The sequence below is a fragment of the Anaerobiospirillum sp. NML120511 genome (genome assembly GCF_023050955.1).
Classification (GTDB): domain Bacteria; phylum Pseudomonadota; class Gammaproteobacteria; order Enterobacterales; family Succinivibrionaceae; genus Anaerobiospirillum.
Map to the genome: position 1 here is coordinate 44939 of NZ_JALKIK010000001.1, position 15480 is coordinate 60418.

Here is a 15480-nt window from a genome sequence, read left to right on the forward strand (position 1 = left end):
TATCCCGGAATTTCCTGCCTTTCAGATGCAATGCCCAGCCGTGCACCTTCACTAACTTACATCTGCCTGTCGATATCCCGGACTTTTCTGTCTTTCAGATGCATTGACTGCTGTTGTCCTTTTGTAACCTTATAACAGAGAAATGATCACTGTCATTAAGGAAAGTCTTACCCCCACAGCGGCATGAGGTCAGGCGCTTATGGGGCCAGTGCGTACATGAAGCTATGACGTGCATGAGGCCTCACATCGTACAGCATTATAATGTGTGGCAGCACTGTGATGCTGATTTTACATGTCAGTCAGAAACAGGACGGACTTAAAGATAAATGGTTTTATACAGCATGTTCTGGAACCTGATGTAGGATATGTTCTTCGCAGCTTTGCTGATATGACAGTTTGAATGTCAGCGGTTATGAAGACTGGCCATCTGATTCACGGGCGTTGACAGCTGCAGGTCAGGTGACGGCGGCACAGGACGCTGCTGATGTCATGTTAGCAACGGATCACCGTGCATGACGTGCATGATGCGCATAAGCTCGAATGTACATTGCAGAGCAGTGCGGTGCGGTGCAGCGCAGTGCATTGCAGTGCAGCGCAGTTCATTACCTGCAGGACTGCATATACCTCTTGTCTGGTGCAGCTACAAAATGGCTTTCATTTGAGCTTTAATGACTGTTTGAATATCGCAAGGGGGAGCATCGATAATTATTGCCGTAATATCGTCATACCTTGCCGCAGTGATGCGTCGCCCTGGAAGCTGCTGCCATTACCACAGAATTATGTAAAAGCACTTATCCATAAAATAACGGGCTGCAATGCTTTTATCTGTTAAAATGTTCTACCGTGATGCAAACATGCACACTTCTTGCACTGTATTGTGCGGCAAGGCATTTCGTACTTTGAACAGACACTGTTAAAGTCGAGGAAAATATTAACTTTTCTATCTGTATGCCTTAGCTGCCGTAGAGCTGACTCCCTCTGCTGACAGGCTAAAGCCCGGAGGGTAATTAAGACAGACTTAAAGTCTGTATTGTTGAGTGCTACGGTTTTTATCAAGTGGCTTAAAAGCCACATAAAACAGTTTCATACCTGTTGTGACTGTCATTTCACTGATGATAAGGACACTTTACTGTCCGTATGGTACGACCATACACCATCGCAGTTGCGCATGCTTCCATATCTGTTTATGGTCATGCTGCTGAACCGGTCATACAGAACAGATTATGGAGTAACTGGAGCCTGATAAGTGACTGCAATTGCAGTTACGTCAGGGTCTGTTTGTCTTCTTATTTCATTAACCGTCTCGGGCGGCCTCCCTCCTTGCATACATGATATGCATGCGCAGCATAAGCTTTTGCTGCAGAACTGAGCAGGCCGCTTCTGCATATTATCCAGCAGTTTTCCTGTGCGATCCCTGGCTTGATCATAGTTTTTCAGGCGACAGAGATCAGGGCTGTCCAGGTATGGAGGCCTGTGCTCATAAATCTGTTCATGGCGGTGCAGCCTTATTGCTGCAGTGCATGGATAAAGGCGGTGGCGGGCCTGCGGGCCCGGGAGGGAAGCCTGCCCAGCACCTCGGGAGTCATGGCTTCATGACTGATGCCGTAAGGCGCCAGGCTTAATTACAGGTTTCCTTAGCCGGAATCCTTTCGTGCTCTATTAGGAGAGATATCGTGCAAAGTTGGAACATGGGTTATGACACCGATACAAATTACAATTTCGGTTACTTCAGTCAGCTCAACCCATTAATCTTAAAGTTCGTCTTCCTTACTCAGCGTCTGGCCTTCCCTAAGCTGGGACCGGATACCACTGCCTGTGAGCTGGGCTTTGGTAACGGTATCAGTGTCATCATGCATGGTGCAGCTACCGATGTTAAGTGGTATGGCACTGACTTCAATCCATCCCAGGTAAACTTTGCCCAGCAGCTGGCCAAAACAGGTCATGTACCTGTTGATCTTCGCGATGACGCCTTTGGCGATTTTGCAAAGCGTGAAGACGTTCCAATGTTCGATTACATCTGCCTGCACGGTATCTGGTCCTGGATTAACAAGGACAATCAGAACGTAATCGTCGACTTCGTGCGCAACAAGCTCAAGGTTGGCGGCGTGCTGTACGTCTCCTACAACACCTCTCCAGGCTTCAACTACATCGAGCCAATCAGAAACATCCTGGACAACTATGCAAACTTTATTGCTGATCCAGCTCTGAACCACGTACAGAAGGTAGCTCCAGGTATTGAGTTCATCAAGAAGCTGCTTGAACTCAAGCCAGGTTATGTAACTGCTGCTCCATGGGTAGAAAAGCACTTTGAGCAGAAGATGGTAAGTCAGGATCAGAACTATGTAGCCCACGAGTATCTCAACGGCAACTGGTTTGTTGAGCACTTTGATGATGTTGCTGCCAAGTTTGAAACTGCCAAACTGACCTATATCTGTCAGGCCCGCCTGTCTGACAATGTCGATGACATGAACCTCAAGAAGGAAGAGCAGGAAATTCTGGCTCCTCTCAAGGGTACTCCTGTCTATCAGGCAAGCTATGACTATGTAACCGGTCAGCAGTTCCGTTCCGACCTCTATGTAAAGGGCGCTCTGCAGTTAAGTGAAAAGCAGTTCCAGGAGCAGCTGGATGCTACCCACATGGTGCTGATGGTCAACTTCAAGGACGATGATTTCACCATCAGAACCCGTCTGGGTACCGACAAGGTTGACATGAGCCGTGTACGCAAGATCATTCACTTCCTTAGTGACTACAAGGTTCACAGCTTTGCCGAGTTGCGTGCTGAGCTGGCCTTTGATCCTGATGCTCCGGCTCCACAGGGTGACACTACCGGCCGTATTCCACAGGAAGAGCTCCTTGACAATCTGGTCTATGCTATCTGCTCTGGCCTGGTAGCTCTGGCTGTAGATCCTGCCACTATCACCAACGAGGTCAAGGAACGCTGCCTCACTCTGAACGCCAATATTCTTCAGGGTTATCAGAAGCACTCCATTGCTTTCCTGAGCTCTCCTGTACTGGCTGGCGGTCACTACGTTGACGACATCACCAAGATCATGATCAACCTCGTTCAACGCATCAAGGGCGTAACCGAGGAAGAAATCACCCGTGCCATTCTCTCCATTGCCGGCGATGATGTCCCAATGAAGCTCAAGGATCGTGAAATCACCGATCCTAAGGAAAAGTACGAAGTTGTTCGTAAGCAGGTTCACCGCTTCATGACCTTTGATCTGCCAAGCTTAAAGAGGCTGATGGTTATCTAAGCCTGACATGGCCCTGAGCGGCAGCAGCTGCAGCCTGAAGAGGCTCAGTGCTGCCTGATGCTTCGCCATGAAGCAGCTCAGGCACATGACAGCAGTCACGGTCTGAAGGGAATCGGCCCCCTGATATAAGGCCAAAGCAACATGCCAAGACATGCCATTACATTACATTACATGACATGACATGACATGCCGTGAACAACTGCCTGCAAAAAGCCAGATATGCCTGATTTCAGGCAGCTGCACTGCAATACAGGCGCAGGCACGACAGGGATACACATATTTCCTGACTTAAGTCAGGCATGTTTGACATGCTACTGCTGCCATATCCAAGGGCGGACAGTTATATTCAGAGCTTATGGACAGCCAGGCTGCCTGCGGTCTGAACTGACTTCCGTGAACAGAATTTCATACGGCTTTACAAAGCTTTTTATGTAAGGCTGTCACAGTTAAAAGAGATTTTCGCCATGTCAAAATGGTCTTCAGAATTCTTATATGACCTTCCTTGCTCCTACAGCTACTACAAGGAAGAAAACCCTCTTTACCTCAAGCACCTTCTGACCTCCAAGGGCTTCTCTTTCCCAGATATTGAGAATGGTAACGCTCTGGAAATCGGTTTTGGCAAGGGCATCAGCATCTCCATGCATGCTGCCACCTCCACCACTAAGTGGATGGGTACCGAGTTTAACCCATCTCTGGTTAACACAGCCAAGAGAGTTGCCAAAGAGTGCAATATCGAAGCAGAGCTAACTTCAGAGTCTCTTGAAGAGTTTGCCCGTCGCACTGACCTGCCAAAGTTTGACCTTATCTGTCTGCACGGCGTATGGTCATGGATTTCTGCCCGCGACCAGGAAACCATTATCGACATCGCTGATCGTCACCTCAAGGATGGCGGTATCTTCTACGTTTCGTATAACTGTACTGTAGGCATGATTAACTTCGAGCCTGTGCGTCACCTCATGCACATGTACAATCAGAAGATGAACCCTTCCAACATGGCTGATCATGAGCGTCTGAACCGTGTTGCTACCTACCTGCTGCCTATCGTCAGAGCCAACCCAAGCTTTGTGGTATCTCAGCCTGACTTTGCTGAGCGCATTACCGCTGCTCTGGCCAGCAATACCAATGAGTTCTTAAGTGAGAATCTCAATACCCACTGGTCCATGTCCCACTTCTCCGACATGTCACACCGTCTTGAGCGTGCTGACCTGGGCTTCATGTGTTCCGCTCTGGGCAATGATAACCTTGATTTTGCCAATCTCACCCCTGAGCAGATCGAGTTCATTGAGCCACTGCTTGGTACCGTGATGTATGAGGACACCCGCGACTTCATCGTCAACCAGCGTTTCCGTCATGACATCTACGTCAAGGGCGGTATCCCTCTGTCACCTAATGAGTACCTGGCCACCTTCCGCAGCCTCAACATCCTCATGATTGATCCTGCTGACAGCTTCAACTACACCATCACTGGCCGCAATGGCGAGGTAGAGCTGGACAAGGCTGTATATGGTCCTCTCATCGAGATCCTTGCTGACAACGAGCCACACAACGTTGGTGCTATTCTGGACATTATCCTCTCCAGCAACCAGGAGCTGGCCTTTGATCAGGTAGCAAATGCCATTAACACCCTGGTATACGCCAACATCTGTGCTCCTTGCGTAGCCGCTGAGTCTGTAGACGAAGAGAAGATGGACCGCTGCCGTCGCTATAACTTCAATACCATTGAGAACTACACTGACAGCCCAACTGTCTTCATGTGCTCACCTTTAACCCAGGGCGGTATTGCTGTTGATCCTCTTCAGGTCAAACTGCTGGGCATCTACCTGCAGAACCCTGAGTGCCACGATCTGGCTCTGGTTGAAGCCATTCTTACCTTATGTGTATCAGGTGAGGTTAACTTCAACAATGACGGTCAGGCCCTGAGCGAGGACGAGCTTATCAATGTAGTAAGCAACTACGTCGCTAACTTCAAGGCTGTCATGCTCCCTTACTACAAGAAGCTCATGTTCTTCTAATAAGGCAAATACCAGATATCAGACCAGCCCCGCAGTCGAACTTCCCGGTGCGGTAACAGGCCTGGTATCAGACGGCCCGAGTCCCGCTCTGGCCTCATGAACAAAGAGCCCGCACCTGAGTTTTACTCAGGGTGCGGGCTCTGTGCATTTATCCGCCATCAGTCACAACACTCCAGGCCACAGTCCGGACCAGGGCCAGGACCAGATCCCACTGGCCTCATGGCCATAGGCAACGGGTCTCATGGCCATTGGCCACAGGACTACGGACATACCCCATCCTGTCCGGTCAGACCAATTGCAGTGGCTGACCACCTCAGGGCATATGCCCAGCCAGAGGTCTGCGAGAATGTCATCCAGCTGGCCCCTTTAGCCTGCTGCGCGCCATGGCTCCCCCTCAAACTTACCTGCAGACATCACTGCGTCCACAACCTCATCCGCATCCGAACTACCGCAGTCAGCGGAACCATCGCTCCCCACACACCAGCACCAGGATATCAGGCAGCATACGCACGCAACTGCCAGCAAAAATCAGGCAAGGCCCTTTCTCATCTCTGCCCTGTTCTGTTAAAGCTGCCCCCATTCACAGGCAACGGACCATGCACCCTCCCCAGATATGCCATCAGACAAAACAGTCTGGCACTGTACTGCGATGCAATGCACCGCACTTCACGGCACAATGAGCCCCGATCTCTCCTCCACCAGTCTTCACAATTAAACTCTACCAGAGCATGATAATTCTTCACTCTGCAGATCTTGCTGACACCTCATTGCTAATCTCCATATCCCACAGAGTATTACTCAAGAGTCAGAGCATCAGTAAGAAGTCACTTATCTGCGTATACATGAGCAGTGTATTTAACGCAATCCAGGACAGGAGTTCGTGCATGAGCACTAAGGCCGGCATGCAAATGCGCTTGCAATTGCGCATGCTCATGCCAGCCCTGTCAGTGAGGGCTTTTCGTATGTTGTGTATGCAGGCCTTATCATATTCAGTTTTGCAATCGTTTGCATTATATTTAATGTAAATGATATATAAAAAAAGACGATTTTTAACATCTAGTGCAGATATAGTTCTGACGTAACTATCGCTACGACAGCGCGTAAATAACCTGTTTAGATGCAATCGTTTGCAAGGCCCGTTAAAGATAACAGCAGGGATAAAAGGCAGATAGAACAGTCCCTGCTCTCATGGATCTGAGCTGATATTTCTACGCCTCAGCAAGGATCACACAAACTGGACTCATGGTTAGCGCCTGAGAATGAACACTGAACAGCCTGATGCATGAAGCATAAGCTCACCTCAGCATAAATTCGGCTCGCAAGTCCTGCATGAGCCCGCTGTACCCAGTGTTGCAATCTGATGCATCCACAGTGATGCAGACATAATTGTATGGATTGCCTGTACCGAATCTGCACGGTTAAACAACAGATATGACTCGTAATATCTGTTACGCAGAAAGATTTTTAATCCTATGTTTCCACGAATCGAAGGCCCGTAACTCCTGACCGAGTTGCGGGCCTTTTTTATGCTGCAACTCCAGCCGATGACAGTCCAGACGACCGCCTGATGGTAGCGTGTAGCTGCAGCTTATTGACGACTAGCCCAGACAGCTCCTCCAGGGATGGCCATAACGTGAATATCCCCAGCAAAACACCGTCCATGCCTGTGAGCTCAACAGCAAAACACCAGCAAGGCGATATCAGGCTCCAGCCAGGCCTGATGACAGGGTCATAAGACAAACTCCATAACATGTCGTTGGATATATGTGTTGAGGCCTGCCTGTTGGCACATGATGATGCAGCACGGTATTTGGCACCAGATGATGTACAACGGTATGAGTCATGACAGCCTGCATATCAGCCCCAGCAATGAATCAGGAGTCAAAAGCATGGTAAATGAACAGGAGGAGCCATACCCTGGGACTGGATATGGACAAATCTATGCGCCACTATAGCATCCGGTGCGAGCGCCCCAGCACGCTCCAGTGCATGCCCCCATCTACACTCCAGTTCATGAGCCATGCACACTCCAGTGCATACGCTCCAGCACACTCCAGTGCATGTGCCCATCTACGTTCCAGTTCATGATCCCCTGCACGCTCCAGTGCATGCGCTGAGGCTGGCACAACAGCAGTATACCTGCCTGCACATGGTAGCCTGACGGCTCCTGCGGGGCGGCAAGACTGAAGGAGCAGTTGTAGCGTGTATTTATGCGGTGGGCAATGCATTGTGGCCTCCATAGAAGCACAACCCCATTGAACGCTTAAAACACGCAGACCAGCGCTGCGTACTGGCTGCATCTGAGCTTAAAACTGTGATACCAGCTGGCTGGCACTTGCTGTTCAAAATACGGTAAAGATTACAATGCGATCAGAGCAATGCTCATAAGTGGCTGAGCAATTTGATGCTGAAGTGTGCTGATTGCAGAAATATACTGCCGCATAATTTGTTTTATAAAGTGCAGCAAAAAGGGGACAGCCATTGGCAGTCCCCTTCATAATCTTCACAACGCAGTCTCAGACCACGCCATAATGTAATTTGTTACTACTTAATAAAGGCGCGAGCATAAGCTACGATAGAGTCGGCAATCTCCTCAGTTGTGCCCTTATCAGAACGGATCATCAGATCGTAGTTTTCCTTGGCACCAAAGGTCTGAGCAGTAAAGTGTTTGTAATAGCTGGCACGCTTGGCATCTTCCTTGTTAAGGTCAGCAAGGCTCTTGCCCTCATAAACAGTAGCTGCACGATGCTCACGGAACTTGTCAGAGGCTCCGATGAACACTGTCAGAACATTACGCTCATTGTGCAGTACGAAGTCAGCACAGCGACCCAGGATAACGCAGCTCTCATGGCGGGCCAGACGGGCAATAACGCCAGCCTCAGCTTCAAAAATCTGCTGGTTGAGCGGCTTCTCACCACGCATACCAAAGGAGAAGAAAGGAGTGAAGTTCATGCTGAGAGGAGGAACTTCACTTTCGAGTCTGAGGAGCTCTTCCTCAGTAAGCTGATCGATTTGCAGCTGCGCTGCAGCAATGTGAACGAGCTGACGGTCATACAGATGTACGCCCAGCTTCTGAGCCACCAGAGTGGCAATTTCACGGCCTGCAGCACCGTACTGACGGGAAATGGCAATAACGATATTAGACATAATAGACCCATATTTCTAAATAGAAATGCAAATCCAGGCGCAAAGAGTCTCCACCACTCCATGTCGCAGATCAGTACCATTATGTGAACTGTTTTATTCTTCGCATCCCTATGCTCGTCTGCTCACGATCACAGGGACCTGATGATTTATGACATACGTCTACAGCCATGAGCTGACGCATTTAACCTGTTGCATACAGGTCTCATGTAAATGATTCAATCACATGTGACACAGGTATACAGACTGGTTTTTGCCATGATCTCTGAGCTGAAATAACCTGTCATCAAACAGATTCACGAATCGACACTGCTGTGCCGACATAACAGGCTGCATCATGACCAGGCACTCTGGATAGCCAGAATAAGCTGATAATCACGCCACCTGCATTGTACTGACTGTCTTATACCGGTTTACGACCGGGCCTTTATACCCTGTTGGCCTGCCGGTATCGCAGCTGTTCAAGAAAGACAACATACCATGATTATGCTTTATAAAAGCATACGGAGTGTATTAATTAAGAACAGCTCTTGCTCTACTAATTGCACTGATTGCAATAACGATCACTGTATGTTCTTAATCTTAACTCAAAGAACGCATTTTTGCATCAGGGCCATCATCTCTGACTGGCTCATATTGTCAGACCCCCCTCCCAGGCCTGACAGCCACCCAGACGTATCAGACATACAAAAATGGCCTGTATATAGCCTTTACAGGCATACCAGGCCATTTTACCCATACAGGAGGATGCTTAAAGCTGCCACCTCAAATGCAGAGGCAAAGCAAGAAAGAGCTGTATCCTCTCTATACAAAAATACGATATATAAGCCATAAACAGCCCAGGTCAGTTTTATCAGAAGATCAAATGTACACTGAATTGACCTGACATTATTCATATTTAACCAGGACAGTTAAAGCTGCCTGTTGCTCTAAAATAATGCACTTTTGCAGCAACAAAACCAGGCCGCTACGCCCCCACAGACAGGCTGCTCAGACTGGCTGCGCAGACATGCTGCACAGCTCATCTTAACCACATTGAAATAACTGTTGGCAACTTGAACTGACTCGCCTACGCCTGTGGCGCATGGCATAAGCCCAGACAAGTTACAGCTCCTCACCCAGCCCCTCATTAAAGAGGCGCCAGAGCCCAGGAATGTCAGCCTCAGCGCCGTGCCTCAGAAAAGGATATGTACAAACTCAAAGTCCTTGTACATGTCGAGGCAATGCAGTTGCAACAGTATCGGCGCCGCTACGCACTCAAGCAAATGGGCTGAATTGTCTAACAAAAAAACATAACCTCCAGGCAGACAATATAATTTACAAAACATTATGAAACACATCATGTACATAATCCTGGCATAAGTACCCAGGGATATGTTTCATAATTTGTCTGCTCTTTAAGCCTCGCTTCTGCAATATTGCATGCTACCTTTACAGACGCATGCAATGACATATGGCAGAACATACACTGCGCAAGCCTGCTGAGCACCAGATTGTCTTATGTACAAGCTTCCCGGCACTAAGGCAAATTCACTACAGCACCTGAGATCAATTTGCTCTTACATCACCATGATGCCAGCTCGCTCAAGGGAGGTAAATTAAGCTTAGTGCAGATCTACATTTGCATTGACGGAACGCACTGCCCTTTCTGCCCAATACTGTATTTACAAGGCTGCTCTTACACCCATTGCGTAGCCAGTAACTGCCATAAAGACCAACGGAAACAACGGCTCTGTCACGTGCTCAGAAAGCTGCCATGGCATGCGCCCTGACTATGGGTCATGCCCTGTATAGTTTGGCTACAGAGCTCTTGAGTAATAGCGCACATCTGGCATAGGGTTATGGTAGTAAGGAGCACACTGTACAAAGCCATTGCGCTCATACAGGGCTATTGCAGCTTTCAGAGGCTCAATGGTATCAAGCACCATTTCATCAAGGCCTTCGTTGCGGGCAATGGTGATAATTTCCTTAATCAGGGCGTCACCTGCGCCACTGCCACGGAACGATTCCTTAACATACAGTCGCTTCATCTCGCAGGTGCACTCACTGAGCTTCTTATAGGCAACCATGCCCATAACCTCACCTGAGTCAGCAAGAGCCACCAGAAGGTGTCCGTTTGGCTCACAGTAACGGGCCGCTACATCTGCCAGCTCCTCCTCAAGATTCTGAAAACTGAGGTCTCTGTTCAACCACTGGACATAGTCCTTAATCATGACTTTTACCTCATCGAGGTAAGGGAGGCCGTCAACAATCTTCACTGTGTACTCCAATATCTCATCCTGCCGGACAGAAACACTCTGATCATTACCTCACTGTATATATCTGCAGCTCACCAGATAGCTGCCCCATCAGGCCAGCAAACTGAGCCAAAGAGCTGCAGAGCTGCCACATCAGGCCGAATAGCAGGTCCATCAGGCGGATAAGCTGCTCACACCAGATAAAGCGAAATGCCATGAGCTTTTTAAGCAATATGCTCGACAGCATTGCACCACCCTCTCTGGACCTTTAGTGCCTTAACATGTTCAAACAGGCATGTTCAGGCAAGCTGTCGCTTGTAAAAGGCTTCACCCAGATACCGGAGCAATGCAGGGGGCAGATCAGTCAGTGAGGTTGTTAAGGGCCGATATTACTCCCTGGGTTAGCTGCATACAATATGTGCATCTGTTTGATGCACCGAGCGCTCTCTGCTTAATCTGATGCTTACAGTGCTATTACAGTGCGCTAATAATCTTTATCTACAATTGCGGCTGACCGCAGGTCCGCAAGTGCTTAATTGACCGACTGTTTGCCACTGTGAGCATAGTTATACATCCCCATTGAACACGGGGTCACACACTAAATGCCCCATAAGTATGCATTTCATGCAGATTTTTTACTGGCTCTTACAAGTGTGCACCAAAATGATAGCTTTTATTAAGCCCAGTTGGATTATGCCGCCGGGCCAAATACAATGCCCGGGTAATTTTTTCAGGCCCGTTATGCCCATGCAGCACGAATTGTCCCATGCTGCCTTACTTTCAGGCCGGTTAAAGCTCTTCTGCCCCGAAGTAAACGTTGCCACATGTTCATGTAAGGCAACCACAGCTTCAGGCTCTGCTTAGCGAGCTCTGCCTTCATGCAAAGCATGTAAATGCCCCAGTCCTGAGCACGACAGGACTATGCTGCAGGATCAATATCAGAGTGCAGGCTCAGGTATGAGCTTCTCATGAAGCCCATTTGATCTGTTCAGCAGGCACCATAACATGGGACATCAAGTCTCCGGGAGCAGGCAAGGAGTAAAAGCTGCAGAGCTTTACTAATGCAGTCAGCAGAAGCGCTGACCGGACAGGGCTACGGGTGGAATAACTCAGTTTAGTCAGGACAGGATTGACCAGATGACAGATAAAACAGCAAAGCAGAAACACGTATTAATCATTGATGCCGGCATCGAAGGTGCCTTTGCCAAAGGCGAACTTAACCACTCATTTTCCGCCATTGCCTCAGAAGTTCTGCAGGAACGTGGCATGAAAGTAGACGTGACTCTGGTAGAAAAGGATTACGATGTTACTGCCGAGGCTGACAAGGTACTTGCCGCTGACTACATCATCGTTCAGATGCCAGGCTACTGGATGGGCGGCCCATGGCAGCTCAAGAAGTACTTTGATACCGTTTTTGGTGATCGTCGTATTTCAGGTGGTGGTGACGGCCGTCATCGTGACAACCCTGAGTCCCGCTATGGTACCGGCGGTCTGCTCACAGACAAGAAGTACATGCTGTCATCAACCTGGAATGCCCCTCTTCAGGCATTTACTGATGCCAAGCAGTTCTTTGGCGGCATTGGTATTGACGGTCTGCTCGTACCTTTCCACAAGACCTTCCAGTTTGTCGGCATGAGCCCTCTGCCGAGCTTTACCGCTAACGACATCTACAAGAACCCAAGCATCAAGCACGATCTTGCCCGCTTCAAGGAGCACATCGAGCAGCACATTGTCTGATAACAGCTGCAAGAGCTTACATCTTTATTCCGGCAATTCTACAATTATCTCAATACGCCCTGTAAATCGTTATACAAAGCGTAATAATGGCAAGTGGTGAATGAGCATGATAATGGACATCACAGCACCATAACTAAATTGCCAGATGATGTAAACAGTGCTCACAACAGGCAACAAAAAGGGCCCGTAACTGACTTTCAATCAGTTACGGGCCCTGTTGTTTTCAAGATCACGGCCATCCTGTCCCATAAAAGTACACTGGCCCCTGAAACACCTGATGCATCACCCTTGCCTTCACCTGATGCAGATGCAGGCTCATATACGCTAATTTTGAATCTTTTGGACCACAATATAACCCCCTCATAAAATATATTATTAATATTTTGCCAAAAATCTCATAAATATCACATTTAATATAAGTATTTTAAAATACTTCATTGGCATATTCCCGAAAATATTGTAGAATTTACTGATCCAGGCGGGACAATATTAAAGGGGTTGTTTGGTGGCTATTTTTTATAATATTCCTGAGATGCCAGTACCTGCATGGGCGTCTGTAACATCAGATGGCCGTGTGTTTCACAGGTACTATGAGGGAGGCAAGCGCAGAAAGGTTGTATTAGGCAAGCTTGTAGATAAAGTATCCACTAATGGCGCTTTAATGATGGCTCCTAACGAGAACATGCGCAGACTGTACTCAGATGAGTTTGAACAGTGTTACGGAGCAGGAAGCTCCGCATCAAACCGCATAATTACCGGTCTTTACGCTGCAAATCTTAGAGTGTGCGCCGCGATAGGCTTGTACCAGTGTGTGCAAAGGTCATTTGGCGCCGCTGATGGTAATATCCTTATGGATCTTGCAATGATGGCTTTCGCTAAAAGGAGCAGTGCTGTTTATCTTATCGATGATTTTGTTGAGGCCCACATGCACTACTCCCTCAACAAAGTCAGTAGCTCATCAGTCAGCAAAATGCTTACAAAGCGTATTAGTTCCAGTCAAATTCAAGACTTCAAAGTCAGCTGGATTAACGAGTACCAGAGAAACAATGACCTTAAGGAGGTCTGGCTCAGTATCGACGGATCAAACAGTGACTGCAAGACTGTAGGAAGCGCTTTAGCTGCTCATGACAAGTCAAAAACAGGCAACAGCACCATGATTATTGGTCAGATTTGGGCTGTTGATGTTAGTACAGGCGTCCCAGTAACCTGGTTCGTTAATGAGGGAAACGTACCTGACTGCGTTGCATTTGAAAGAATCATGACCTTTCTGGGAGAGCATGATCTGGGGGTCAAGGGCGTTCTTCTGGACCGAGGCTTTGCTTCTGAGGCAATCATGAGTCTTATCAGCTCATACGGCCTTGAGTACATCATCATGCTGAAAGATGACTGTAATGGCTTCAGTGAGATGTTTAAACATCATTGTGATGATATAAGACGCGTGGTTTCCCGCCGTATCATGAACGGCGGTCTTTACGGCATAACTGGAGAGGTAAAGGTATTTAGAAAGAGTAACTCTATGACAAAAGTAGGCCTGTTTTTCAGCAGTCTCAATGCTGATGAACGAGCTGAAGACTTTTCTGACAAGTTAACCTGCGAGATAGAGCGAATTGATGAGGAGTTACGTCAGGGACGCCACGACATTGCTGTTAATAACAGGTTCAGTGACATCATTTCAATTGAGGTATCAGATGACGGCTTGCCAGCTGGTGTAGCGGTAGATTTTGATACCTGGCAAAGTGTCTATGACTCAAAAGGCTATTTTGCAGTGGCATCGTCAATGGACATAGACGCACGCCATCTCTATAGTATGTACTCGTTAATAGACACTTCAGAGAAGACGTTCAGAATGATCAAGTCTGAACTTGAGTTCGATACACTTCGTGGCCATACAGATGCTGGCATAGAGGCAAGAATTGCGGTTTCTTTCATTTCAGCTGTATTCAGACAGGTTTACTCAAATCACTGCAATAACATAGGTGCAAAGCCTAATCATCTTATTGACAGGCTTTGCAATGTAGCTGTGGAAGCAAACCTGGATGGAATTTTCCGCGTCTCAAACAGCGGAGATGTTTCCGTATCAAAACTGTTTAGCTCTATTGGGGTTACAAAGGCTGATCTTGCAGACCTGGCAACCCAAATGACAAAGATTAGACAGGGAACCAATCTATCCCAATACAGGGAGCTAACCTCATTTGAGCAGGACAATATCAGGACTGAGGCAGACCGTTTTGTTGACATAATCCAAAACTCTATTAACAAGGACTATTGCTACCCATACGGCTCTTCCGGAGCCGCCCCGGCTGTAAAGACCAGAAAGCCTGGTCGCCCTCCTGGCAGCAAAAACAAGAAGACACTTGCACGCGAAGCTTCAATGTTTGGAGCTCCGTCAGCACAGACACAGCGAAGGGGCAGAGGCCGTCCTCCTGGCAGTAAGAATAAGAGCACTCTGGCACGCGAAGCTGCCATGGCTAATGCCCCGTCAGAACAGTCGCAGAGAAGGGGCAGAGGGCGCCCACCTGGAAGCAGGAACAAGAGCACCCTGGCACGCGAAGCTGCTATGGCTGAGGCTCTTTCAGAGCAGGATATTAAGAGTGGCAGTGAGGTAAATATCAGCAGTTACAAAAACGCTTTTGTTTCATCAGTCAGTACTGACCTCAGTACATTCAAGCGTGGGAGAGGAAGGCCAAAAGGAAGCAAGAACAAGAAAACAATTGAGCGAGAGATGGCTGCAGCTGCTCAGGCTCTCCCCCGTGGAAGGGGCAGGCCACCTGGCAGCAAAAACAAGAAGACTCTGATTCGTGAAGGAGTTGCTGTGATTGACTGTGGCTCCCAGTCCTTAAAACGGGGGCGAGGAAGACCACCAGGCAGCAAGAATAAGAAAACTCTTGCCAGGGAGGCTATAGCATCAGCCGCTCGTTCTCAGTAGGCTGCAATCGCAGGCACATGCATTATTTTACAAATGCTAACTAATATGTTTTAGTTATCATAATCACGGGCCAATATCTACACATAGTTTTCGATGTTTATCGATGCAAAATATTTGATTTTCCAGCTACAAAACTTCAGATATTGGTCCAAAATTTTCAAAATTAG

The 15480-nt window shown here is 48.1% G+C and carries 6 protein-coding genes; 4 read left to right on the top strand and 2 right to left on the bottom strand.

The window, feature by feature from the left end:
- Positions 1-1673 precede the first annotated feature (1673 nt).
- Complete coding sequence (locus tag MXE39_RS13040; protein ID WP_246977334.1) at positions 1674-3257, top strand: class I SAM-dependent methyltransferase; 1584 nt, start codon at positions 1674-1676, stop codon at positions 3255-3257.
- 464 nt (positions 3258-3721) lie between these two features.
- A complete protein-coding gene (locus tag MXE39_RS00085; RefSeq protein ID WP_246977335.1) occupies positions 3722-5269 on the top strand; it encodes a methyltransferase regulatory domain-containing protein in 1548 nt (515 codons plus the stop codon).
- Between the two features lie 2544 nt (positions 5270-7813).
- On the opposite strand, the gene MXE39_RS00090 is transcribed toward MXE39_RS00085, so the two are convergent.
- Both MXE39_RS00090 and MXE39_RS00095 read right to left on the bottom strand, forming a co-directional pair.
- The gene (locus MXE39_RS00090; protein ID WP_246977337.1) at positions 7814-8416 is read right to left on the bottom strand and encodes a cytidylate kinase-like family protein; all 603 of its coding nucleotides are present in this window, start codon (positions 8414-8416) and stop codon (positions 7814-7816) included.
- A gap of 1796 nt (positions 8417-10212) precedes the next feature.
- Positions 10213-10683 carry a GNAT family N-acetyltransferase gene (locus MXE39_RS00095; protein WP_247073682.1) on the bottom strand — a complete coding sequence of 157 codons (471 nt, stop codon included), beginning with the start codon at positions 10681-10683 and terminating at the stop codon, positions 10213-10215.
- 1104 nt (positions 10684-11787) lie between these two features.
- Between MXE39_RS00095 and MXE39_RS00100 the strand changes: the two genes are divergently transcribed.
- Positions 11788-12387 carry an NAD(P)H-dependent oxidoreductase gene (locus tag MXE39_RS00100; RefSeq protein ID WP_246977340.1) on the top strand — a complete coding sequence of 200 codons (600 nt, stop codon included), beginning with the start codon at positions 11788-11790 and terminating at the stop codon, positions 12385-12387.
- 505 nt (positions 12388-12892) lie between these two features.
- On the top strand, positions 12893-15313 hold the full coding sequence (locus MXE39_RS00105; protein ID WP_246977388.1) for a transposase: 2421 nt from the start codon (positions 12893-12895) through the stop codon (positions 15311-15313).
- The last annotated feature ends 167 nt before the right edge of the window (positions 15314-15480 follow it).